The sequence below is a fragment of the Bacillus cereus group sp. MYBK139-1 genome (assembly GCF_051916915.1).
Taxonomy (GTDB): Bacteria; Bacillota; Bacilli; order Bacillales; family Bacillaceae_G; genus Bacillus_A; species Bacillus_A pacificus.
Map to the genome: position 1 here is coordinate 1 of NZ_JBQAHO010000004.1, position 23,929 is coordinate 23,929.

Sequence of the window (23,929 nt, forward strand, 5' to 3'; positions counted from 1 at the left end):
ATAAGAGCAAGCTCTTAATCCATTCGCTCGACTTGCATGTATTAGGCACGCCGCCAGCGTTCATCCTGAGCCAGGATCAAACTCTCCAATAAAGTTAGTTTGTCTAGCATCATAAAATAAAAATTGACGTTTCACGTTGTTTGTTTCGTTCAGTTTTCAAAGAACTACTTGGTCGCTCATTTGCGACTTCCTTATGTTAACATCTTCGTTTTTCGATGTCAACTAAGTTTTTTAATTTCTTTTTTGTCGTTTTCTGCGTTTCCGCATCAGCGACGGTTATTAATATATCATGCAGAAAAATGAAATGCAACACCTTTTATAAACTTTTTTTAAATTAACTACATTTCTTTTTTAATATCATATACTTAAACGAAATATCTCTTTCATTTCTAAGAGATTCCTACATATATTCTATATAAAGTCACTCTATCCAAAAACGTTTCTTTCTATAATAAACGTTTTATTTATATACGATACCATACAAGGAGGAATATATATGGACTATACCGATTTATTAATCAAACTAGGTCTCTCGGCTATTTTAGGGTTCGCCATCGGTTTAGAGCGCGAATTAAAACGTAAACCACTTGGTTTAAAAACGTGTTTAGTTATTTCTATCATTAGTTGCCTCCTGACCATTGTTTCTATTAAAGCAGCTTACAATTTACCACATACTGATCATATGAATATGGACCCACTTCGACTTGCCGCTCAAATTGTATCAGGGATTGGTTTTTTAGGTGCCGGTGTTATTTTACGTAGAGGAAACGATAGTATTGCCGGATTAACAACTGCTGCTATGATTTGGGGCGCATCTGGTATTGGTATTGCTGTTGGAGCTGGATTTTATATCGAAGCGATTTTCGGAATGTGTTTCCTTATGATTAGCGTTGAACTTATACCGTTAACAATGAAATTTGTAGGACCTAGGTCATTTCGTCAACGTGATATCGCAGTAAAACTTGTTGTACGAAATATGGACAATATCCCGGTTGTAATTGAAGAAATAAAAGAAATGGATATAAAAGTTAAGAATATGAAGCTTAAAACGTTAGAAAATGGTTCTCACTATTTGCATCTTAAATTATGTATCGATCAAAAAAGACATACTGCTGATGTTTACTATGCTCTCCAGCATCTTGAAAGTGTTCAACAAACTGAAGTGGAAAGTATGTAACGTAAAACAAACTCTCTTTTTAATTAGAGAGTTTTTCTTTTTTCTATAATGGCAACAATGAATGTAGTCTTGCAAAGTAAGGAGGAATAGGCAATTGAAATCCCGTCCAAATTTAGTAGATACATTTCGTGATTCCATTATTTTTCGTTTAATTTGCTTTATTGTTATACTTACTGCTTTTTCCGGCTTTCTTATACATAGATTAGAACCATCCCACTTCACTACATGGTTTGATGGAGTTTGGTGGTCAATCGTTACCATTTTCACTGTTGGCTACGGTGACTTTGCCCCTCATACACTAATGGGCAAACTTATCGGTATAGGTATTATTTTATTAGGGACCGGATTTTGTTCTTATTATATGGTACTGTTCGCTACTGAAATGATTAGTAAACAATATATGAAGATTAAAGGAGAAGAAGCTGCGACTTCTAACGGTCATATGATTATTGTCGGCTGGAATGAACGAGCAAAACATGTTGTAAAACAAATGCACGTACTACAACCAAACCTTGATATCGTTTTAATTGATGAAACACTTTCTTTACTGCCAAAACCATTTCATCATTTAGAATTTATAAAGGGGTGCCCCCATCACGACCAAACGTTATTAAAAGCTAATATTACAACGGCACACACTATATTAATAACAGCCGATAAAGAAAAAAACGAAAGCTTAGCGGATACACAGTCCATTTTAAATATTTTAACTGCAAAAGGGCTCAACCCAAACATTCACTGCATCGCTGAACTTCTTACTTCTGAACAAATACAAAATGCAACGAGAGCTGGCGTGTCAGAAATTATAGAAGGAAATAAATTAACGAGCTATGTATTTACCGCTTCTCTTTTATTCCCTTCCATTTCAGGTGTACTATTTTCACTTTACGACGAAATCTCTGATAATAAATTACAACTGATGGAGCTTCCCCCATCCTGTACCGGACAAACTTTTGCAAATTGTAGCTATACTCTTTTAAAGCAAAACGTTCTCTTACTAGGTATAAAGCGCGACGAACAATATATGATTAACCCAATTCATTCTTTTGTTCTCATTGAAAGCGACATACTCATTGTTATTCACCATTAGTAAAATGACGCTCTAGTTCCTGCATGAGCACTTTCCCAATATTGATATATTTTCTTTTTACATCTCCATCTGGATCTTTCGGCTCAGCAAATTGATCCAATCCACTCGTGCCGGCTGTTAACGTATTTACATGATCATCTAGTTCGTTTTGATATACGTGCGAAAGAATATACGGCGTTTCAAGACGGACTATTACGCCTGGCACATCTAATTCACCATTCACCGCTGTAAATGGCACTCGCAGAAATTGATAGCCATCTTCTTCACCAATTTTATAATCAAAGCATCCTTTATCATAATCCCAATTGCCACCAATGCTATATCCGAGTGGCTTCATTATTTCTTCTAACTTATATAACGCATATGTACGTCCTTCTAAATTTGATTGAATCGGAATCAAGTCCATCCCTCCTAGACTTTTTCCTTAGCATACCCACTCTAGTTTGAATATACTGATGGATTTTTCGATGAAATAATAAAAAGCGGCCGGATCCGGCCGCTTTTTATTATTTTAAACGCTCTTCTAATTCTGCTTTTAATTCTTCAAATCCTGGTTTACCAAGTAAAGCAAACATGTTTTTCTTGTATGCTTCTACTCCTGGTTGGTCAAATGGATTTACGCCTAATAAGTAGCCGCTCATCGCACATGCTTTTTCGAAGAAGTATACAAGGTAACCGAATGTGTACTCATTTAATTCAGGAATATTTACGATTAAGTTTGGTACTCCGCCATCGCTATGTGCAAGTAATGTACCTTCGTATGCTTTCGTGTTTACGAAGTCTACAGTTTCACCAGCAAGGTAGTTTAATCCATCTAAATCGTTTTCTTCTGATTCGATTGTTAGTTCATGTGTAGATTTACCTACTTTTAGAACTGTTTCAAATAAATCACGACGACCTTCTTGAACGTATTGACCTAATGAGTGTAGGTCAGTTGAGAAGTTTGCTGAAGATGGGAAAATACCTTTTTGATCTTTTCCTTCACTTTCACCAAATAACTGTTTCCACCACTCAGCGAAGTATTGAAGTGCTGGCTCATAGTTAACAAGCATTTCAATTGTTTTTCCTTTATTGTATAGAGCGTTACGAACTACTGCGTATTGGTAAGCTGGGTTTTCTTCTAGTTCTGATGTTCCGAAGTCATCATGACCAGCAGCTGCACCTTTCATCATTTCTTCAATATTTAAGCCACTCACTGCGATTGGTAATAAACCAACTGGCGTTAATACAGAGAAACGTCCTCCAACATCATCTGGAATAACGAATGTTTCGTAACCTTCATTATCAGCTAATGTTTTTAATGCACCACGCGCTTTATCTGTCGTTGCATAAATACGTTTGCGAGCTTCTTCTTTTCCATATTTTTCTTCTAACAACTTACGGAAAATACGGAATGCTAGTGCAGGCTCTGTTGTTGTACCTGATTTGGAAATAACGTTAATAGAGAAGTCTTTACCTTCTAATACATCCATTAAATCTTTCATGTAAGTGGAGCTAATGTTTTGTCCAACAAATAGCACTTGTGGAGTTTTACGTTGTTCTTTAGAAAGTGTGTTGTAGAAAGAATGGTTTAACATTTCAATTGCTGCACGTGCTCCTAGGTAAGAACCACCGATACCTACAACAAGTAAAATGTCAGAGTCATTTTTAATTTTTTCTGCGCATTTTTGAATGCGAGCAAATTCTTCTTTGTCATATTGAAGCGGAAGGTCTACCCACCCAAGGAAATCGTTCCCAGCTCCAGTTTTTTCGTGGATTGCGTGATGTGTTACTTTCACTGCATCACGTAAATAAGTGATTTCATGTTCACCGATGAAGGATAACGCTTTAGAATAGTCGAACGTTACATGTGTACTCATCTTTTTCCCTCCAATTATGGATATGTATTTCTGTATTCACTTTAGCGAAACTGAAGTTGTAAATCAAGCGATTAGCCAATTGTAAACGTAACCAATATATATTTTTTAGAAAAAGTTCATTTTTTGCATAAAAATTCGCATTTTTCGGTATAGATGTATATACATCCTGTTTCAAACATTTTTTATGTATAAAAACAACATAACTACACCATTCTATAAAAGAGTTAATTAACTCATCGCTTGCTCATGCTTCACAATTAAGGGGGGCTTTTTCATGAGTACTTTGCAACGTATCGCATTAGTCTTTACTGTAATTGGCGCTGTAAACTGGGGATTAATCGGGTTCTTCCAGTTTGACTTAGTGGCAGCCATTTTCGGTGGACAAAACTCAGCTCTTGCACGTATTATTTACGGCATCGTCGGTATTTCTGGGCTGATTAATCTTGGTTTACTCTTTAAACCATCAGAAAATCTTGGTACTCACCCAGAAACGAACGAAATTCGCTAGTCAGTATGTCCTTACTCACCTTCGACATACGAATATGATTGCATGCAATCATATTTGCAAATATATATCATAAGAAAAAGTAAAAGAGGAACGCTCATATGCGCTCCTCTTTTACTTTGTTAACTCGGACTCTTCAATCCATTCTGTTAGCTTTTCTCGCAGCGTATTAAATCCGTCCTTAGATGGATTCGGTATAAGAATCCGTCCTTGTTTTCTTTTCGCCGCTTTTAACGATAAACTCATTTTTCTGTGTTCTTCATCAATTGAAAGTACTTTTACTTCTACTGTATCGCCGACTTTTAAAAAGTCATGAATATCCTTTACATATCCATTTGTAATTTCTGATATATGCACAAGTCCTTGTGTTTCTGCATCTAACGCTACAAATGCACCGTAATCTTGAATCCCAGTCACTTTCCCTGTTACAACCACTCCTGTTGTATATTGTTCTGACATATGAAACACTCCCATACGTTTACCATTTTCTCTACAATTGTAGATAGCAAAGCAGATGATTTATTGTTAAATATCCGATTAGTTAATACGTACCCTAAGTAAAGCAACTCAGGATACGCATACCTTATATTAGTAAATTATACCACTATGACAGAGCTCATTCAAAATTCATGAAAAAATTTCCTTAAGTAAGTATAATTCTCCAATATTAGGATAGAATACTAACACATGGCTTTCTAGTATTCCCCCCCTTTTATGGACAAAACGTATTGTGTTTTGTCCTTTTTTTATTCTCTATAAACCGTTCCATTCTCTTCATTGCTTCCATAAGCTGTTCAAGCGATGTTGCATACGAACAACGAATAAACCCTTCGCCACTTTCGCCAAATACACTTCCAGGTACAACAGCCACTTTTTCTTCTAATAATAACTGTTCTGCAAATTCCGCTGAAGATAGTCCAGTTGAAGCGATTGAAGGAAAGACATAAAATGCTCCACCCGGCACATGACACGTTAATCCCATGTCATTGAAAGATGTCGTCATAAAATTACGGCGTTTCTTATAACTATCTCTCATCCGAATTACTTCATCATTCCCCGCACGTAACGCTTCAAGTGCTGCGAACTGAGACATCGTCGGGGCACACATCATAGAATATTGGTGAATTTTGAGCATTAATTCTGAAAAATGAACAGGAGCTGCAATCATACCAAGACGCCATCCTGTCATTGCAAATCCTTTTGAAAATCCTGAAATTAAAATCGTATGCTCACGCATATTTTTAATACTCGCGAAACTTGTATATGCTTCGTCGTATACAAGTTCTGCATAAATTTCATCAGATAATACGATTAAATTGTACTTCTCAACAATCACTGCTATTTCTTCAAGCTCGGACTTGTTTAACATTGCACCTGTTGGGTTATTTGGTGAACAAAGTAAAATTGCCTTTGTCTTCGCTGTAATAGCTGCTTCAATTTGTTCTGGTTGTACTTTAAATTCATTTTCTAAAGTAGTCGCCACAGGAACTGGAACGCCTCCAGCTAATGTCACAAGTGGGGCATAAGAAACGAAACTTGGCTCAATAATGAGTACTTCGTCATCAGGATTTATAATGGCGCGCATCGCTACATCTAGCGCCTGACTTGCTCCAACTGTAACAATGATTTCATCGTTTGGATCATAAGAAACTGCAAATTGTTTTTTTAGATACTTTGCTATTTCTTGACGGAGCTCCAATAATCCTGCATTTGCTGTATATGACGTATATCCTTGTTCTAAAGAACGAATACATGCTTGCCTCACGTTCCAAGGTGTAACAAAGTCAGGCTCCCCTACCCCAAGAGATATAACACCTTTCATATTAGCTGCTAAATCGAAAAACTTTCGAATACCAGATGGTTGTAACGATTCTGCCGCTCTAGATAGTTCAAATTGCTTCATGGTGTCACCACAATTCGCTTATCATCATCGTTTTTTTCATAAATAATTCCCTCATGTTTATACTTCTTCAAAATGAAATGTGTTGTCGTAGAAACGACAGATTCAATTGTTGCTAATTTCTCAGAAACAAACATCGCTACTTCTCCCATTGTCTTTCCTTCTAACGTAATAGAAAGATCGTATGTCCCTGACATTAAATACACAGACTTTACTTCTGAATAACGATAAATTTGTTCCGCAACCGCATCGAACCCAACGCCGTGCTTTGGCGTAACCTTCACATCAATCATTGCCGTTAAACCTGTATGTTCTTTCACCTTCGTCCAATCGATATGTGTTACATAATCCACAATAATCTTTTCCGCTTCTAATTTTTCAACCATTTTCTTTACTTCTTCTACTTCTATATTTAACAGCTTCGCTAATGTATCTACAGATAATCGACTACTTTTTTCAAGACAAGCTAATAATTCTAATTCTTTTTCTGTCACCATATAAATCATCCTTCCTTTTCGTTTGTGTCTAAATTATACAAATAGCCTTTCCAGTTTGAAAAGAAGATTTTTTTAGTGAATTATGTCAAAATAAAGTGAAACTTTAATCAGCGGATAAATGCGTGATAAAGCGAAAGGGGATGGAACCGTGAAACCAAAAGTTTATATTGCTGAACCAGTTCCAACATTTGTAGAAAACTATTTATCAGAACACTGTGATTATGAAAAATGGGAGCAAAATGAGAAGGTACCTCGTGATGTTCTACTAGAGAAAATACAAGATAAAGATGGTTTATTAAATTTTGGATCTGCTATTAATGAAGAATTATTGGAGGCGGCTCCTAACTTAAAAGTAGTAAGCAACATTTCTGTCGGTTACGATAATTTTGATTTACAAGCGATGGAAAAACGCAATGTAATCGGAACAAATACACCTTACGTACTAGATGATACAGTAGCTGACCTCGTTTTTGCTCTTATGTTATCTGCTGGTCGTCGTGTTTGTGAACTCGACTCCTACGTAAAAAATGGTGAATGGAATGCCGAAATTGGAAAAGAGCACTTTGGGCTAGATGTACACCATAGTACAATCGGCATTATCGGTATGGGCCGAATTGGTGAAGCTGTTGCAAAACGAGCGAAATTCGGATTTGATATGGATGTTCTTTATTATAACCGTCGCCGAAAAGAAGAAGCTGAACAAAAATTCGATGCTACATATTGTGATTTACAGACGCTACTCAAACAGTCTGACTTTATCGTTCTTCTTACTCCATTAACAGATGAAACGTACCATCTTATCGGAGAAAAGGAATTTTCATTCATGAAAGAAACAGCTATCTTCATTAATGCTTCTCGCGGGAAAACAGTAGATGAAGAAGCGTTAATCCATGCGTTAACAGAAAAGAAAATCTTTGCAGCAGGCATCGATACTTTTACACAAGAGCCGATTCAAAAAGATAATCCGCTCTTATCATTACAAAATGTTGTGACCTTACCACATATCGGATCTGCAACATTAAAAACTAGGCAACAAATGGCTATGACCGCCGCTGAAAATTTAGTTGTAGCGTTACAAGGAAAAACACCGCCTCATATTGTTCGCGGGTAATACTGAATATACGAAAGGCAAGATGACATCGTCATCTTGCCTTTTTTTGTTAACATATTTTTTTCTGCCTTGGAGATGATATGAACAAAAATCAATGGAGTGACAAAAAATGAATCACCAATATACTTGTCCTTATTTCACTTTTTCCACTCGCGGCACTACGATTCATTACGAATTGTATGAACATGATAATAAAACAACACGTCCGACGTTCGTGCTCGTTCACGGTTTTTTATCTTCCTCATTCAGTTACCGCCGTCTTATTCCTTTACTATCGAAAGAAGGCACAGTCATTGCTCTTGATTTACCACCGTTCGGAAAGAGTGATAAGTCTCATCTATTTAAGTACTCTTATCATAATTTAGCAACGATTATAATCGATTTAATTGAACACTTATCTCTCTCAAATATTGTGTTAGTTGGACATTCTATGGGCGGCCAAATTTCACTTTACGTAAACCGTATACGTCCTGAATTAATTTCAAAGACAATTTTACTATGTAGCTCGAGCTATTTAGCACGCGCAACTTTACCTTTACTGTACTCTTCTTATTTACCGTTCTTTCATTTATACGTAAAGAACTGGATTATACGGCGTGGTATTGTTCATAACTTAATGAATGTCGTTCATGATCACTCATTAATTGACGATGAAATGAAGGAAGGTTACTCTGCTCCTTTTTATGACGACCGTATATTCCCCGCTTTAACTCGTATGATACGCGATCGTGAAGGTGACTTATCTTCAACTGAATTACAAAAAATCAAAACACCTACGCTACTCATTTGGGGTGAAAAAGATCGGGTCGTCCCTGTACATGTAGGTCATCGTCTGCACAAAGATTTACCGAATTCGAAATTTATTTCTTACGAAAACACAGGGCATTTACTACCTGAAGAAAAACCAGAACATGTTTATGAAGAAATTATCGCTTTTTCTGCGCAATAATGTAAAAAAGGCTGTCGGAATTTCCGACAGCCTATATTGAACAACTTCCGCCTTCTTTTATTACAAGTAATTCCACAGCTAACTTCTCACATTTTTCAAGCGCAGGTACTTCCTCAAAAGACATAAAGTATATATGTTGAATCTTCTTTGCGATGTATTTTGAATCATCAAACACACTTGCGACGTTCACAACATCGCTCGCTTCTGTTTCATAAAACTCCGGTCCCATTTGAAACGGATCCCAATTCTTCACAACCTCTATCATCTTTTCATATGTACCCATTCGCTTCCCGCCTTTTCACTTTTTAATACTTTTCTTTATCCTATCACATCAGCTATTCTATAAGAAGAGAGAGAACATTCATAACTTAACGGTTTTACAGAAGAAGGGAGCAAACTTATGCAACTATTTCATAAAGCAGTCAATCGCCGTGGAACTCATAGTACAAAATGGGATACATATAAAAACGAAGAACTTATCCACGCTTGGATTGCTGATATGGATTTTGAAGTACCACAACCAATTCAAACTGCTTTAAAGCAACGTATCGAGCATCCTATTTTCGGCTATACACTTCCTCCCGAAAATATTGGCGATATTATTTGTAATTGGACAAAAAAACAGTACAACTGGGATATTCAAAAAGAATGGATTGTCTTTAGCGCCGGAATCGTTCCAGCTCTTAGTACGAGCATACAGGCCTTCACAAAGGAAAACGAATCCGTTCTCGTACAACCACCTATTTATCCCCCATTTTTCGAAATGGTCACAACAAACAATAGACAATTATGCGTAAGTCCATTACAGAAACACAATGATACATATGCGATAGATTTCGAACATTTAGAAAAGCAATTTCAACAAGGCGTCAAACTTATGCTTCTTTGCAGTCCTCACAATCCGATAGGGCGTGTTTGGACGAAAGAGGAACTAACAAAGCTTGGATCTTTATGTACAAAATATGATGTAATCGTTGTCGCAGATGAAATTCATTCCGATATTATTTACGCAAATCATACACATACACCGTTCGCTTCTTTATCTGAAGAACTAGCAGCGCGCACGATAACTTGTATGGCTCCAAGTAAAACATTTAATATCGCTGGATTACAAGCATCGATTATTATCATTCCAAATGAAAAACTCCGTCAAGCTTTTACATCTATCCAATATAGACAAGGCTTTCACGGATTAAATACATTTGCCTATACAGCGATGGTAAGTGCCTATACAGAATGTAACGATTGGCTAAATGAAATTCGATTATATATAGAAGATAACGCTAAGTTCGCTTGTGAATATATGAGAGATTACATACCTGCTCTTTCCGTAACGAAGCCAGAAGGTAGCTTTTTATTATGGATTGATTGCTCTCGCCTACAGCTTTCTCAAGATGAGCGCACTACATTGCTTGAGGAAAAAGGAAAAATTATCGTTGAACCTGGTGAGAAATACGGATTAGGCGGCGAAGAACATATTCGAATTAACATCGGCTGTCCAAGGTCTGTTTTAGAAGAAATTTTAAATAGGCTGCGCCATACGTTTTCATAATAAGAAAGGAGGCTATTTGGGACAGCCTCCTTTGTCATATTTTGTCGGTAAGTCGATATATTTGAAAAATCGCCGATATATTTTCACTTACACTACACATAAAAGCTACCGCGCACGGTAGCTTTTATTTTTTCTTCATATCCGACGCTTTTTTTACAATAACACCACAAGCAATTCGATCACCTGATTTACCTGTCGGTTGTGTCATACCATCATCAGCATTTTCTGTAATAATAATAGACGCTCCATCTTTTCTATGAATCGTCGTTTTCCCTTCTTCAAGCGTTATATGCGGCGCATCAATTTCTGCTTTAATTTTCCCAGAACCGTCTGCAATTACGTTCGGTAAATCACCGTTTTCTGCACCCTTCGGATTAAGAAGTCCATGCTTTTTATTATCAGGGTTAAAATGATTCCCAGATGATTCAAAACGCGGTGCTCTACACTCACCAATTTCATGTACATGTATGCCGTGTGGGCCAGGTGTGAACCCTTCCCCTTTAATCTTAATTTTTACTCCGCTAGTTTGCTGCACTACTTTCGCAGTCCCCACTTCATCACCTGAAGCATTATGTAATTTCACGTCAATTTCTTTCGGCTTTCCTTGGTCACAACCTGCCATCAGAAATAGTAAACAACAACTGAAAAAAAGCCGTTTTTTCATTTTATTCCCTCCAAAATACATTCTGCCCTTAGATTGTCCGAGCATAGAGGGAAACATACAAAAATGAGTTACTGTTTCTTTTCAGCTAACAGCTTTTCTTCAACTTTCTGTAATCGATCTGCTTCTCGTTTTGATACACGAATGAACATACGCCACGTGGCAACCGCACCAATGATGAATAGAACGCAAACAATCCCCGGAATAATATATTCTGTTTTATCTTCCGGAAAATATAATGGCATCATATAAATCACTCCTTAGTATAGGATTTGTAAAACATCAGAATTTTCTGTTATATTATCTTAAATTATAGTGGAACCTATCCACATTCTCAAGGGGGCATTCCGAACGCGAATGATTTCTTTGACTCCTTATCCTACTTTCCTTACTATAAACTTGAGGTGAAAAATATGAGAGAAACATTTGAAATTGGCGAAATCGTTACTGGTATTTATAAAACGGGAAAATACATTGGCGAAGTTACAAATAGCCGCCCTGGCAGTTACGTCGTAAAAGTATTAGCTGTTTTAAAACATCCGGTGCAAGGTGACTTACATAACGTAAAACAAGCTGACGTACCATTTTTCCACGAAAGACGTGCTTTAGCTTTTCGTGAACAGACGAACATTCCAGAGCAAATGGTGAAGAAATATGAAGGAGAAATTCCTGATTATACAGATTCACTCAAATTAGCATTAGAAACTCAAATGAATTCATTTTCTGAAGATGATTCACCTTTTGCAGTTCGTAGTCTAGAAACATTAGAACAATTAAAAAAAGACTACAAACTTTAAAAAAACAAAACGACCAAATTACATACTGTGCAATTTGGTCGTTACTGTGTACTCACTTTCTTTAACACTTTTGAAAAATCAACGAGTTCCCCTAATGTTGGAGGTGCTGGTTTCACTAAATACTCTTTATCTTTTTCTACTAACTTAAAAATATTATACGTCGTCATCGCATCATCTAGCGCACAATGATGCTTACCCGTCCCTACTTTTCCATACGCCTCAATTGCTTTCCACAGTCCTGTTTGATTTCTCTCACCAAAAAACTTCTTATACTCAAGTGATAAATCACGACACTGTCCCTGGAAAGGAAAATCTACTCCCGCTTTTTCACAATTATGCTTCAACACTTTCATATCCATATTTCCCCACGTAACAATGGTCGGTTTACATCTCTTTTCATATTCTGCAAGTTTTTCAACGAGTTCTGGAAACGAAATTCCTTTATCTACGACTTCTTGTTTAATCCCTAAAAATTTCTTACATCGATCCGTTAAAGAAGGAAAAGTCTTCGGCCTAACATGAGCTGAATACGTGTCTTCTACCTTACAGCCAACAACCGAAACGAGTCCTACCTCAATAATCTCCGGGAAAAATCCTTTTGGTTTTTTTCTGTGCTGGGGCATCGTAAACTCAAAATCCAAAAATAAAAATCGTTGTTCATTCATACGATCCCTTCCTTATCATCTTTGTCATTCCTTTCTATTTGACACTCCTACACGAACAAGCTCGAATGCTAATTCCATTTTAAATATTCAGATTGGATGTATCTTATATATATGTCAAATGCCCGCAAATATTTTTAAAAATAAGAAAAAGTAACAGTTGCAGAAAATATAACAAAATAAGCCCTTTCATTTACATCCGACATTTTTCTACTTTATAATGACGTTATGTGTGTTTCATCTAGTTAATTTTTGACACACTAAGAAAAGTGAATGAAAGGAGATGAGAGTTTTGCACGAAACAACGCAAGAGCTCGCAAACTGGCAGTATTATTTTGCTATCGCAGTCTTTTTAATTACATATGCCATTATTATTTCTGAAAAAATTAATCGCGCTGTCATCGCACTTCTTGGTGCAGCACTCATGGTAATTATGGGGGTTGTTGATTTACACAATGCCTTTACGAAACATATTGAATGGGGGACGATTACACTACTCATCGGTATGATGATTTTGGTGAACATTACGAGTAAATCGGGTGTCTTCCAATACGTTGCCATTAAAGCAGCAAAAGGAGCGCAAGGAAATCCAATTAAAATTTTAATTTCACTTTCCTTACTTACTGCACTTGGTTCCGCGTTTTTAGATAACGTTACAACTGTACTTCTTGTTGTTCCAGTTACTTTATCTATTACGCGCATACTGCAAGTAAATCCTGTTCCTTATTTACTTTCTGAAATTATTTTTTCAAACATTGGGGGAACAGCAACATTAATTGGTGATCCACCTAACATTATGATTGGTTCTGCCAATAAGCATTTAGATTTCAATGCTTTCTTGCTAAACTTAGCGCCAATCGTAATTATTATTATTGCTGTGACAGCAGCAATACTTTACTTCATGTACCGCAAACAATTAATCGCTGATCCTGTACAAGTAAAAAAATTAATGAGTTTAGATGAAAAGCAATACATTAAAGATCCAGTATTAATGAAAAAGTCTTTAACAGTACTTGGACTTACAATTGTAGGTTTCATGACCCATTCCATTTTCCACGTTGATGCAGCTATCATCGCTTTAACTGGTGCTACTGTACTTATGTTAATCGGTGTGAAAGAACATGAAATTGAAGAAGTATTCGCAAGTGTAGAATGGGTAACAATCTTCTTCTTCGCAGGACTATTCGTACTAGTTGGAGGACTTATCGATATCGGTCTTATTAAAATGTTAGCTCAAAAAGTAATTGGCATAACAGGCGGAGATATTTCTTACGCATCTATCCTTATTTTATGGGTATCTGGTATCGCCTCTGCAACAATTGATAACATTCCATTCGTTGCAACAATGATTCCTCTTATTAACGATATGGCTGTCGGATTAGGTTTATCACCTGCTGACGCACAAATCGACGTATTATGGTGGGCATTAGCATTAGGTGCTTGTCTAGGCGGAAACGGAACATTAATCGGCGCTTCTGCTAACGTAATTGTCGCAGGTATCGCAAGCCGAGAAGGACATAAATTTAGCTACATGGACTTCTTAAAAGTCGGTTTCCCAATTATGATCGTTTCATTAATCATTTCTCATATTTATATTTATGTACGCTACCTTATGTAGTACAAAAAGCGCCCTGCTTTCAGGGCGCTTTTTCTATCTCAAATATTACATATACTACTCGTTATACCTCACCGGCTCATTTCGAATAATGAACAAGTGAATCGGCAAGAACACCGAAAATGTGATGACATGAATAATTGTAAATAATATAGAGTTCGTTCCATACCTGTCTAAGATAGCGTAGATGAGATAAATGGACAACACAATTGATACAGCTGTCGCTAGTATACTTATAATTGGTACGAAATTAAAAATGAAACACGCGACATATATGCCGAATACTTTCCATCCTGCTTCTTCTTTCAAGAAATCTGGTAATTTATCTTTTGCTAAATCGCCCCATGTTTTACTATTTATAAAAGGAATAAAAGCAAGAACCCCATCCGTTGCACCATCATTTTTCGCCATCGTATACAGTGCAAAAGCCGTTAACAAATACGAAATAATTGCCCAAATTATGATAACAAGAATAAACGCAAAACTAAGAGCAAAGAAACCTGCTAGTACGCCTTGATCTTCCATCTTATCCTCTCCTCTCTACTCTCAACATATTTCGTTACATGGCAAGTTATGTTTTAAAATTCAACCAAACTCTCTGTATAATGAAATAAGCAAGATAATAAGAGAGGAGAATGTACTTATGCACCCATTTGTAAAAGCATTACAAGAGCATTTCATAGCTCATAAAAATCCAGAAAAAGCAGAACCGATGGCACGTTATATGAAAAATCGCTTCCCGTTTCTTGGTATTCAAACTCCCGAGAGAAGACAATTATTGAAAGACGTCATTCAAATACATACGCTCCCAGACCAAAAAGACTGCCAAGTTATCGTACGTGAGCTTTGGGATTTACCAGAACGAGAATTTCAGGCAGCCGCACTCGATATGATGCAAAAATATAAAAAGCATATAAACGAAACGCATATCCCCTTCTTAGAAGAACTCATTGTAACAAAATCTTGGTGGGACACTGTCGATAGCATCGTCCCTACATTTTTAGGTAATATCTTTTTACAACATCCCGAATTGATTTCTGCCTATATTCCAAAATGGATTGCATCAGATAACATATGGTTACAACGCGCCGCTATTTTATTCCAGCTAAAATATAAACAAAAGATGGATGAAGAACTTCTTTTTTGGGTTATTGGACAACTACATTCTTCGAAAGAATTTTTCATTCAAAAAGCGATTGGATGGGTGCTTCGCGAATATGCAAAAACAAAGCCCGATGTCGTTTGGGAATACGTGCAAAATAACGAGCTTGCCCCGCTCAGCAGGCGTGAAGCAATTAAGCACATTAAAGAAAATTACGGAATAAATAACGAAAAAATAGGCGAGACTCTATCATAGATAGACGCGTTCCTCTATTGAGATTTAAAAAAGAACGTGTTAGAATATGTTCATTATTATTAATATAAGTAGCGATGACGGACTTATAAGTACTTGCACAAAAAGCGATTCAGGGATAGTGAAAGCCTGAAGCCGCAAGGAAACGGCAGTCTCGAGCAATACGTGATAAAGTGGATGCACCTTTTGTGTATCAACTAGGGTGGAACCGCGGGCAAACGCTCGTCCCTAGGCAATGAAGCCTTGGGATGAGCGTTTTTTTATGTTTTTTAAAGCATATACTGCTCGTTTCACAAGTTACCTGAGCACGTCATCGCCAATACGTTAACTTTCAAAAGGAGGATTTTATTATGTATTCAATGGAACAAGTAGTAAACTTAGCGAAACATCGCGGTTTCGTTTTCCCTGGTTCTGAAATTTACGGTGGTCTTGCAAACACTTGGGATTATGGTCCACTTGGAATCGAATTAAAAAATAACGTTAAAAAAGCTTGGTGGAAAAAATTCATTCAAGAATCTCCATACAACGTTGGTTTAGACGCAGCTATTTTAATGAACCCAAAAACTTGGATCGCTTCTGGTCACGTTGGTAACTTCAACGATCCAATGATCGACTGTAAAAAATGTAAAGCGCGTCATCGTGCTGACAAATTAATTGAAGATGCATTAGATGCAAAAGGCATCGAAATGGTTGTTGATGGTCTTACTTTCGACCAAATGGCTGACTTAATGAAAGAACATGAAGTAAAATGTCCTGATTGCGGTAGTGAAGAATTCACTGAAATCCGTCAGTTCAACTTAATGTTCAAAACATTCCAAGGTGTTACAGAGTCTAGCACAAACGAAATCTTCCTTCGTCCTGAAACAGCACAAGGTATTTTCGTAAACTTCAAAAACGTACAACGCTCTATGCGTAAAAAACTTCCATTTGGTATTGGCCAAATCGGTAAGAGCTTCCGTAACGAAATCACGCCTGGTAACTTCACATTCCGTACACGTGAATTCGAACAAATGGAACTTGAATTCTTCTGTAAGCCTGGTGAAGATTTAGAGTGGTTCGCATTCTGGCGTGAAACTTGTAAGAACTGGTTACTTTCACTTGGTATGACTGAAGAAAGCATGCGTCTTCGTGACCACGGTGAAGAGGAATTATCTCACTACAGTAACGCAACAACTGACATTGAATTCAAATTCCCATTCGGTTGGGGCGAACTATGGGGCGTTGCATCTCGTACAGACTTCGATTTAAAACGTCACATGGAACATTCTAACGAAGACTTTAACTATATTGATCCACAAACGAATGAGCGTTACGTACCATACTGCATCGAGCCATCTTTAGGTGCTGACCGCGTAACATTAGCATTCTTATGTGATGCATATGAAGAAGAGCAATTAGAAAACGATTCTCGTACAGTTCTTCGTTTCCACCCTGCTTTAGCACCATACAAAGCAGCTATCTTACCATTATCTAAAAAGCTATCTGAAGGTGCTACTGAAGTATTTGCAGAACTAGCTAAAGACTTCATGGTAGACTTTGACGAAACTGGTTCTATCGGTAAACGTTACCGTCGTCAAGACGAAATCGGTACACCATTCTGTATCACTTACGACTTCGACTCAGTTGAAGACAAAGCTGTTACAGTACGTGACCGTGACACAATGGAACAAGTTCGTATGCCAATTAGCGAACTAAAAGGTTTCTTAGAGAAGAAAATCCAGTTCTAATTATAAGAAAAAGAGGCTGCTCTAATGAGCGCCTCTTTTTTTACTTTTCACGTTTTTCTTTAATTGCTACTGTACATCTTGAAATACATAATAAATCGTCATTCTCATCAATGATACGTACATCCCAAACCATCGTTGAGTTTCCTCTATGTATCGGTGTTCCGATTGCTGTTACAATTCCATCTTTCTTTGAGCGAATATGATTTGCATTAATTTCTAGACCGAAACAAATACATTTCTCTTGATCAATTAAATTGTATGAACCGACACTTGCTACTGTTTCCGCCAACGCAACAGAAGCACCACCATGTAAAAATCCAAATGGCTGATGCGTACGCTCATCTACGGGCATTGTAGCAACCACCTTATCTTCTGTCATCTCTAACAACTCAATTCCAAGTGAATCCATTAAAGTTTTTGCCATATCGTTTCCCCCTTCTCTTACTTTAATAAAATGTATAATTTTACCTATTTATTTTCAAACTACTTATAACACTTATATAAGGAGGTTTCACCTAAATGAAACAGAAATTTTGTATATTACTGCTTATGTGCTCCTTGCTGACTATTGTACCAAATTGTACACTAGCAGCCAAAGCATCCAACCTGACAATCGATGTTCAGACTGTCACGCAAAAAGGTAAGAAACCTTATATAGAATATCAAATTAACAGACCTTCTTTTCATAACTTTTCCGATTCTAAATTTCAAAATAAGCTCAATTTCTATTACAAAAAATCTACTGACAAATTTAAAACCAAATTAGAAAAAGACGCAAAAAAATATTATAAAGAAACAGAAGGGTCAAGTACACCATTTCATCCGTACGTGGCGAATGTTGATTATAAAGTCTCTTTAAATAAACCACCTTTTCTTAGCCTATATTTGAATTACTATCAATATACAGGCGGAGCACATGGTCTTTATACGTGGAAGGCAAACACATTCGATTTAAACGAAAAAAAGTTACTACACTTAGACGATTTATTTCAACAAAAAGATGCATACAAAGAAGTAATTCGTGCTGAGATTGTAAGACAAATTAAACAAAATGAAAGTATTTATTTTCCTGATGCAACTGAAAAAGTCATGAGCACGAAAAAGTTCCACTTCTTTTTAGAACCGGACAATCTCGTCATTTATTTCCCTTTATATGAGATTGCCCCTTATTCAAGTGGAATTCCGCAATTTCGTATTCCTTATACGTTGTTAAGAGACTATTTGAAGCCTTCTTATCAAAATATTTTAATTGACAACAAGTAAATCTTTTCGCTACGATAATGTTAACCTAAAAACAACAGGAGGTTAACATTATGAGAAGATTTCATGTTTTAGATTTAGCATTAGCTGCCATGTTCGTTGCTCTTATGGCCATTGGTGCAAATATTGTATCTTGGGCACCATTCTTACAAATAGCGGGCGTCCCATTATCTATGCAACCATTTTTCGCAATTTTAGCAGGGCTTCTTCTTGGAAGTAGACTTGGTGCATTATCAATGACCGTTTACATGCTCGTTGGAGTAGCAGGTGCGCCAATCTTCGCTAACTTCAAAGCTGGATTTGGAGCACTTTTAGATCCTACTGGTGGTTTTATTATCGCATTTATTATCGTTGCTTACGTATCAGGAAAATTAGTAGAACAAAAGGAACGACCGACATTTCGTACATTTGCAATTGCCTCTTTCACAGGAATCATTTTAACGTATATTATCGGTACTACTTACATGTACGGGGCAGTCAATCTCTTCATGGGTGGTAATATGAGCTATAAAGCGGCTTGGATGATTATGATGTGGTTCGCAGTAAAAGATATTGCATTTACCATTATCGGTGCTATTATTGCACCTCGTATATATTATGCTGTACGTCGTTCCGCTTATCAGCATTCTCATTCGACGATTTCATAAGAAAAAGAGTTATCTTACTATGTTAAGATAACTCTTTTTTATTTTTCGACAATATACGACACATATTAAAAATGATTTTTGTTATGCTAATTCAGCAAATCTTATATTTTGCACATCTAATTAGAACAATGTTTTGGAGGAAAATCAGTGAATCTATCAAAAAATACACTTATTAAAGTAAGTGTCGGAGTATTATTTTTATTTTTCATACTAGGTATGAGCATCAGTTACAAATTATATGGGGATAGCGAGTTAGGAGTGTCATACACCATTGGAAACGGCCTAGCATTTTTCTTTTTAATTCTTACTATAGTTAGTTTATGCGCGGCTTTAAGCTTTATTGTTATTGGGTTAATTAAGAAAATACGAAAATTACCAGCAAAAAAATCTTTAATAACATCGTTAATACTATTTCTAACAACAGTTATATCCGTCATCGTTCTTCTCTTTACGATCACAAAAGTAACAAATATGGAAGAGGAGTATCAAGCTCTTCAAGCCCAAAAGAAAAAAGAAGCTAATTATTTAGTTGCAGCAGCATCTTTTTATAATAATATAAACACCTTTAAATATGCAGCATCTTACGTATTATCCGAGTATTCAACTACATGGTCAAGTGCAATAGATAAAAGACAGGACTTCAATAATGCACTAAGTTCTAAGAGAACAGAAATTGACGAAATGATTACAACCGTTGATACATTTTATAGCAATATGGGAAATGATTTAAAGTTAGTCTCTGAAGCTGCAAAAGAACAGCCTAATAAGTATAAAGAAACCTACGAAGAATATAAAAAAATATATGGGATTATCACTGCGCTTAACGAACAAGCCCAATCTCCAAGTGGTAGCTTAATTTCATTTAATCAAAACGTTAATGCATTGATTCAAGAATACAAAAAAGCAGCTGGAAATATTAATATCGCTATTACTGATGAAATTAAATCCAAAGCGAATGAGCTAAAGCCTACTGATCAAAATTAAAGACACTCTCTCCAGAGTGTCTTTTTTCTCAAAAAAATCCCCTTTAGATTAAGCAGTAAATACGTTCTTTTACCGCTCATCCAACAGGGGATTATATCACTATATTAAGACTCTTGATTCGTTTGTTCTTCTAAAATTTTCTTCATCATCGTAACCATGTCATCACGTAATTCTGGGTGTTGTAGTGCCATTTCGATTGTTGTTTGAACAAATCCTAACTTTTCACCTACGTCGTAGCGCTTTCCTTCGAAGTCGTAAGCGAATACACGTTGAATTTCGTTTAAGCTTTGAATCGCATCTGTTAACTGAATTTCGCCACCAGCACCAACATGTTGCTGGTCTAAGAACATGAAGATTTCAGGTGTTAAAACGTAACGTCCCATAATTGCTAAGTTTGAAGGTGCTGTACCTGCTGCTGGTTTCTCAACGAAATTGCGAACTTGGTAACGACGTCCTTCCTGCTCTAACGGATCGATAATTCCATAACGGTGTGTTTCATCTTCTGGAACCGTTTGTACACCAATAACAGAAGAAAGCGTTTTATCATATTCTTCAATTAATTGACGTAAACATGGTTTTTCAGCTTGAACGATATCATCACCTAATAAAACAGCAAATGGCTCATCACCAATGAATTTACGCGCACACCAAACAGCGTGACCTAATCCTTTTGGTTCTTTTTGACGAATATAGTGAATGTCTACCATTTTTGAAGAAGCCTGTACTTTTTCAAGTAACTCATACTTTTTCTTTTCTAATAAGTTTTGCTCTAACTCAAATGCATTATCAAAATGATCTTCAATAGAACGCTTCGTTTTACCAGTAACGATAATAATATCTTCGATTCCTGATTTTACTGCTTCTTCTACAATGTATTGGATAGTTGGTTTATCAACAATCGGTAACATTTCTTTCGGCATCGCTTTCGTTGCTGGTAAAAAACGTGTTCCTAATCCAGCTGCTGGGATTATCGCTTTTCTTACTTTTTTCATCACAAAATACCCTCTCTCCTGTCGGAATCAATAGTAATCATTTCCTACATAAAACAAAAGGGAGGTTTCGCTCCCTTTTGTTTCCTACTACTTAAAATTACTTTATATTATAAACGATTCATAATATCTTCTTTAATAGTAAGTAACTTTTGTTCACTATTTTGTAAAGAATTGTCTTGAACACCGAAGTAGAACTTAATCTTCGGTTCAGTTCCAGATGGACGTAGGCAGAACCAAGAACCATCTTCTAATTGATATTTTAACACATTTGATTTCGGTAAGTGAATCTCTTCTTTATGTCCATTTTGTAAAGATGTAATAATGCTCGCTTTATAGTCTTCAACTGCTACAACTGTTAAACCCGCTACTTCTTTCGGAGGATTTTCACGGAATGTTGCCATCATTTCTTGGATTTGTTCCGCTCCATCTTTTCCTTTTAGCGTTAACGATACAAGATCTTCACGGAAGAAACCGTACTTCTCAAACACTTCTAATAGACCATCGTATAACGTTTTACCTTGTGATTTGTAGTATGCAGCTACTTCACATGCAAATAGAACAGATTGTACTGCATCTTTATCACGGCAGAATGGACGGATTAAATAACCATAGCTTTCCTCATAACCGAATTGGAATTCGTATTGTCCGCTTTCTTCATACTGTTTAATTTTCTCACCGATAAATTTAAATCCAGTTAACGTATCAACTGTATCTAAACCGTATGCTTTCGCGATTGTACGACCAATTTCAGACGTTACGATTGTTTTTAATACAACACCGTTCTCTGGTAGCGTTCCGTTTTCTTTCTTTTGAGATAATAAGTAATCAAGCATTAATGCACCTGTTTGGTTACCAGTTAATACTTGGAACTCACCATCGTGATTACGAACTGCTACACCAAGGCGGTCTGCGTCAGGATCCGTTGCGATTAACACATCTGCGCCTACCTTCTCACCGTCACGAATTGCATATTCAAATGCTGCATGCTCTTCTGGGTTCGGTGATTTTACTGTAGAGAAGTTCGGATCTGGTAACTCTTGCTCTTTTACAACTGTTACATCTGTAAATCCAACTTCTTTTAAACCACGGCGTACAGAAATATTTGATGTTCCGTGTAGTGGTGTGAAGACGATTTTTAAATCTTTCCCAACCTTTTGTACCATTTCTTTATTAATAATGACATTGTTCAATTCTGCAGCATATGCATCATCGACTTCTTGTCCAATAATATGTAATAAACCGTCAGCTTTTAATTGCTCCACGTCAGCAACCTCAACTGTTAATTCATCTTCCACTGCGTTTACGTAGCTAATTAATTCATCAGCTTCTTTTGGAGGCAACTGCCCACCATCTTCACCGTATACTTTATAACCGTTATATTCAGGCGGATTATGACTTGCAGTAAGAACGATTCCACTCACTGTATGTAAATGACGAACTGCGAAAGAAAGCACTGGCGTTGGACGTAAGCTTTCAAACACATATGTTGTAATGCCGTGTGCACCTAGTGTAGCAGCAACTTCCATTGCGAACTCAGGTGATTTATGGCGAGAATCATACGCTACAACAACACCACGCTTCTTCGCTTCTTCACCTAACTTTTCAATAAACTTCGCTAATCCTTGTGTCGCTTTACGAACTGTATATACGTTCAGACGGTTCGTACCAGCACCAAGTTCACCACGCATACCACCTGTGCCGAATTCTAGATTTTTATAAAAGCTGTCCTCGATTTTTTTCTCATCTTGCTTCATGTTTTCTAACTGTTCTTTTAGTTCTGCATCTAACTCTGCATATGAAAGCCAGCGACTAAATTCTTGTTTCCAGTTCATACTTCTATCTCCTCTCGCTTGTCATACCTTTATTATATGAAAAAAACAACCTGTATCTCAATATTTTTTACAATCTAACAGGATTTTACTAGGAATATTTGTATACACTATGATTAAATACTCCACTAAAGGGAATGAGGATTATGCAAGAATGGGGCTTGTCAGAAGAGCTCAAAATACAAACAAAGCAAATGATTGAAATTGCTGAAAAAGAATTATCAATTATGAGGCAGGCAATTGATAAAGAAGATGAATGTATTTTGTGCAAGATGGAAGATATTCATCATATGTTAGCAAATGTACAAACACTGGCAGCTACATACTATATTCAAGCGTATTTATCACCTTATACAGAAAGCTCACAGTTCATTACAACAGCTGTTCAACATTTAAGTGCCAGAAAACATGGTGCTCTTATTGTTGTGGAACGAAACGAGCCACTTGAATCTTGTATTCAAACTGGAACAACATTAAACGCTCATTTAACCGCACCACTGCTCGAATCGATTTTTTATCCAGGGAACCCTCTTCATGACGGAGCCGTTCTCGTTAAAAATAACCATATTGTTTCTGCTGCTAATATTCTTCCATTAACGAAAAGTACAGAAGTTGATCCTGAACTCGGAACACGTCACAGAGCTGCAATTGGCCTATCAGAAAAAAGCGATGCACTTATTTTAGTTGTCTCTGAAGAAACGGGCCGCACTTCCTTTGCTTTAAACGGGACTTTATATACAATTTCTCTATAAAGTGAAACT

27 protein-coding genes and 1 rRNA gene are annotated in these 23,929 nt (G+C 36.6%); 14 read left to right on the plus strand and 14 right to left on the minus strand.

Going from position 1 to position 23,929, the window contains the following annotated elements; all coding sequences use genetic code 11:
* Nucleotides 1-92 (minus strand): 16S ribosomal RNA (locus ACTFRS_RS20545); the annotation flags it as partial.
* Nucleotides 93-496: 404 nt separating this feature from the next.
* Here ACTFRS_RS20545 and ACTFRS_RS20550 point away from each other — a divergent pair.
* Both ACTFRS_RS20550 and ACTFRS_RS20555 read left to right on the plus strand, forming a co-directional pair.
* Entirely contained in the window at nucleotides 497-1,177 is a 681-nt protein-coding gene (locus ACTFRS_RS20550; protein WP_000386681.1) for an MgtC/SapB family protein, read from the plus strand.
* A 94-nt stretch (nucleotides 1,178-1,271) separates the two neighbouring features.
* Nucleotides 1,272-2,267, plus strand: a complete 996-nt coding sequence (locus ACTFRS_RS20555; RefSeq protein WP_000842332.1) for a potassium channel family protein — start codon at nucleotides 1,272-1,274, stop codon at nucleotides 2,265-2,267.
* Here the strand turns inward: ACTFRS_RS20555 and ACTFRS_RS20560 are convergent.
* Nucleotides 2,254-2,667 (minus strand): YugN-like family protein, encoded by a 414-nt coding sequence (locus tag ACTFRS_RS20560; RefSeq protein ID WP_000612339.1) that lies wholly within the window; start codon nucleotides 2,665-2,667, stop codon nucleotides 2,254-2,256. The two genes, ACTFRS_RS20555 and ACTFRS_RS20560, sit on opposite strands and share 14 nt — an antisense overlap.
* A gap of 106 nt (nucleotides 2,668-2,773) precedes the next feature.
* Nucleotides 2,774-4,126 (minus strand): glucose-6-phosphate isomerase, encoded by a 1,353-nt coding sequence (locus tag ACTFRS_RS20565; protein ID WP_000103654.1) that lies wholly within the window; start codon nucleotides 4,124-4,126, stop codon nucleotides 2,774-2,776.
* 274 nt (nucleotides 4,127-4,400) lie between these two features.
* On the opposite strand from ACTFRS_RS20565, the gene ACTFRS_RS20570 reads away from it, so the two are divergent.
* Nucleotides 4,401-4,634, plus strand: a complete 234-nt coding sequence (locus ACTFRS_RS20570) for a DUF378 domain-containing protein (protein ID WP_000105788.1) — start codon at nucleotides 4,401-4,403, stop codon at nucleotides 4,632-4,634.
* 111 nt (nucleotides 4,635-4,745) lie between these two features.
* Here the strand turns inward: ACTFRS_RS20570 and yugI are convergent, their stop codons facing one another.
* From yugI to ACTFRS_RS20585, 3 genes are all read right to left on the minus strand, one after another.
* Nucleotides 4,746-5,090 carry a S1 domain-containing post-transcriptional regulator GSP13 gene (gene yugI / locus ACTFRS_RS20575; RefSeq protein WP_000003767.1) on the minus strand — a complete coding sequence of 115 codons (345 nt, stop codon included), beginning with the start codon at nucleotides 5,088-5,090 and terminating at the stop codon, nucleotides 4,746-4,748.
* A 253-nt stretch (nucleotides 5,091-5,343) separates the two neighbouring features.
* A complete protein-coding gene (locus ACTFRS_RS20580) occupies nucleotides 5,344-6,534 on the minus strand; it encodes an aminotransferase (RefSeq protein ID WP_000808514.1) in 1,191 nt (396 codons plus the stop codon).
* Nucleotides 6,531-7,028, minus strand: coding sequence for an Lrp/AsnC family transcriptional regulator (locus ACTFRS_RS20585; RefSeq protein ID WP_000255699.1), 498 nt, complete (start codon nucleotides 7,026-7,028; stop codon nucleotides 6,531-6,533). Before ACTFRS_RS20585 ends, ACTFRS_RS20580 begins: the two co-directional genes overlap by 4 nt.
* Before the next feature lie 118 nt (nucleotides 7,029-7,146).
* Here ACTFRS_RS20585 and ACTFRS_RS20590 point away from each other — a divergent pair, with 118 nt between their 5' ends.
* Together ACTFRS_RS20590 and ACTFRS_RS20595 are read left to right on the plus strand one after the other, a co-directional pair.
* Complete coding sequence (locus ACTFRS_RS20590; protein WP_242294468.1) at nucleotides 7,147-8,139, plus strand: 2-hydroxyacid dehydrogenase; 993 nt, start codon at nucleotides 7,147-7,149, stop codon at nucleotides 8,137-8,139.
* Between the two features lie 109 nt (nucleotides 8,140-8,248).
* Nucleotides 8,249-9,088, plus strand: coding sequence for an alpha/beta fold hydrolase (locus ACTFRS_RS20595; protein WP_431085404.1), 840 nt, complete (start codon nucleotides 8,249-8,251; stop codon nucleotides 9,086-9,088).
* Nucleotides 9,089-9,119: 31 nt separating this feature from the next.
* On the opposite strand, the gene ACTFRS_RS20600 is transcribed toward ACTFRS_RS20595, so the two are convergent.
* The gene (locus ACTFRS_RS20600; protein ID WP_000537635.1) at nucleotides 9,120-9,371 is read right to left on the minus strand and encodes a DUF1871 family protein; all 252 of its coding nucleotides are present in this window, start codon (nucleotides 9,369-9,371) and stop codon (nucleotides 9,120-9,122) included.
* 117 nt (nucleotides 9,372-9,488) lie between these two features.
* Between ACTFRS_RS20600 and ACTFRS_RS20605 the strand changes: the two genes are divergently transcribed.
* Complete coding sequence (locus ACTFRS_RS20605; RefSeq protein WP_431085403.1) at nucleotides 9,489-10,640, plus strand: MalY/PatB family protein; 1,152 nt, start codon at nucleotides 9,489-9,491, stop codon at nucleotides 10,638-10,640.
* Nucleotides 10,641-10,764: 124 nt separating this feature from the next.
* On the opposite strand, the gene sodC is transcribed toward ACTFRS_RS20605, so the two are convergent.
* Both sodC and ACTFRS_RS20615 read right to left on the minus strand, forming a co-directional pair.
* Nucleotides 10,765-11,304, minus strand: coding sequence for a superoxide dismutase [Cu-Zn] (gene sodC / locus ACTFRS_RS20610; RefSeq protein ID WP_431085402.1), 540 nt, complete (start codon nucleotides 11,302-11,304; stop codon nucleotides 10,765-10,767).
* Nucleotides 11,305-11,372: 68 nt separating this feature from the next.
* Complete coding sequence (locus ACTFRS_RS20615; protein ID WP_000982762.1) at nucleotides 11,373-11,549, minus strand: hypothetical protein; 177 nt, start codon at nucleotides 11,547-11,549, stop codon at nucleotides 11,373-11,375.
* A 165-nt stretch (nucleotides 11,550-11,714) separates the two neighbouring features.
* Here ACTFRS_RS20615 and ACTFRS_RS20620 point away from each other — a divergent pair, with 165 nt between their 5' ends.
* Nucleotides 11,715-12,098, plus strand: a complete 384-nt coding sequence (locus ACTFRS_RS20620; protein WP_001209341.1) for a kinase-associated lipoprotein B — start codon at nucleotides 11,715-11,717, stop codon at nucleotides 12,096-12,098.
* Between the two features lie 41 nt (nucleotides 12,099-12,139).
* Here ACTFRS_RS20620 and kapD read toward each other — a convergent pair whose 3' ends face one another.
* On the minus strand, nucleotides 12,140-12,763 hold the full coding sequence (kapD, locus tag ACTFRS_RS20625) for a 3'-5' exonuclease KapD (protein ID WP_139868153.1): 624 nt from the start codon (nucleotides 12,761-12,763) through the stop codon (nucleotides 12,140-12,142).
* Nucleotides 12,764-13,052: 289 nt separating this feature from the next.
* Here kapD and ACTFRS_RS20630 point away from each other — a divergent pair, with 289 nt between their 5' ends.
* Complete coding sequence (locus tag ACTFRS_RS20630; protein ID WP_000545221.1) at nucleotides 13,053-14,378, plus strand: ArsB/NhaD family transporter; 1,326 nt, start codon at nucleotides 13,053-13,055, stop codon at nucleotides 14,376-14,378.
* 54 nt (nucleotides 14,379-14,432) lie between these two features.
* Here ACTFRS_RS20630 and ACTFRS_RS20635 read toward each other — a convergent pair whose 3' ends face one another.
* A complete protein-coding gene (locus ACTFRS_RS20635) occupies nucleotides 14,433-14,900 on the minus strand; it encodes a hypothetical protein (RefSeq protein WP_000390059.1) in 468 nt (155 codons plus the stop codon).
* Nucleotides 14,901-15,018: 118 nt separating this feature from the next.
* Between ACTFRS_RS20635 and ACTFRS_RS20640 the strand changes: the two genes are divergently transcribed.
* Together ACTFRS_RS20640 and ACTFRS_RS20645 are read left to right on the plus strand one after the other, a co-directional pair.
* Nucleotides 15,019-15,732, plus strand: coding sequence for a DNA alkylation repair protein (locus ACTFRS_RS20640; protein WP_440025117.1), 714 nt, complete (start codon nucleotides 15,019-15,021; stop codon nucleotides 15,730-15,732).
* A gap of 347 nt (nucleotides 15,733-16,079) precedes the next feature.
* Nucleotides 16,080-17,456, plus strand: a complete 1,377-nt coding sequence (locus tag ACTFRS_RS20645) for a glycine--tRNA ligase (protein WP_000287154.1) — start codon at nucleotides 16,080-16,082, stop codon at nucleotides 17,454-17,456.
* A 40-nt stretch (nucleotides 17,457-17,496) separates the two neighbouring features.
* Here ACTFRS_RS20645 and ACTFRS_RS20650 read toward each other — a convergent pair whose 3' ends face one another.
* The gene (locus tag ACTFRS_RS20650; RefSeq protein ID WP_001140611.1) at nucleotides 17,497-17,880 is read right to left on the minus strand and encodes a hotdog fold thioesterase; all 384 of its coding nucleotides are present in this window, start codon (nucleotides 17,878-17,880) and stop codon (nucleotides 17,497-17,499) included.
* 95 nt (nucleotides 17,881-17,975) lie between these two features.
* On the opposite strand from ACTFRS_RS20650, the gene ACTFRS_RS20655 reads away from it, so the two are divergent.
* The 3 genes from ACTFRS_RS20655 (at nucleotide 17,976) to ACTFRS_RS20665 (ending at nucleotide 20,347) form a co-directional block, all read left to right on the plus strand.
* Entirely contained in the window at nucleotides 17,976-18,719 is a 744-nt protein-coding gene (locus ACTFRS_RS20655; protein WP_440025115.1) for a DUF3298 and DUF4163 domain-containing protein, read from the plus strand.
* 50 nt (nucleotides 18,720-18,769) lie between these two features.
* A complete protein-coding gene (locus ACTFRS_RS20660; protein WP_048553477.1) occupies nucleotides 18,770-19,363 on the plus strand; it encodes a biotin transporter BioY in 594 nt (197 codons plus the stop codon).
* A gap of 147 nt (nucleotides 19,364-19,510) precedes the next feature.
* Nucleotides 19,511-20,347, plus strand: a complete 837-nt coding sequence (locus ACTFRS_RS20665) for a hypothetical protein (RefSeq protein ID WP_139868161.1) — start codon at nucleotides 19,511-19,513, stop codon at nucleotides 20,345-20,347.
* 104 nt (nucleotides 20,348-20,451) lie between these two features.
* Here the strand turns inward: ACTFRS_RS20665 and galU are convergent, their stop codons facing one another.
* Both galU and ACTFRS_RS20675 read right to left on the minus strand, forming a co-directional pair.
* Nucleotides 20,452-21,339 (minus strand): UTP--glucose-1-phosphate uridylyltransferase GalU, encoded by an 888-nt coding sequence (gene galU / locus ACTFRS_RS20670; RefSeq protein WP_061183246.1) that lies wholly within the window; start codon nucleotides 21,337-21,339, stop codon nucleotides 20,452-20,454.
* Between the two features lie 107 nt (nucleotides 21,340-21,446).
* Nucleotides 21,447-23,171, minus strand: a complete 1,725-nt coding sequence (locus ACTFRS_RS20675; protein ID WP_242294472.1) for a phospho-sugar mutase — start codon at nucleotides 23,169-23,171, stop codon at nucleotides 21,447-21,449.
* A gap of 143 nt (nucleotides 23,172-23,314) precedes the next feature.
* Between ACTFRS_RS20675 and cdaS the strand changes: the two genes are divergently transcribed.
* Complete coding sequence (gene cdaS / locus ACTFRS_RS20680; protein WP_139868165.1) at nucleotides 23,315-23,920, plus strand: sporulation-specific diadenylate cyclase CdaS; 606 nt, start codon at nucleotides 23,315-23,317, stop codon at nucleotides 23,918-23,920.
* The last annotated feature ends 9 nt before the right edge of the window (nucleotides 23,921-23,929 follow it).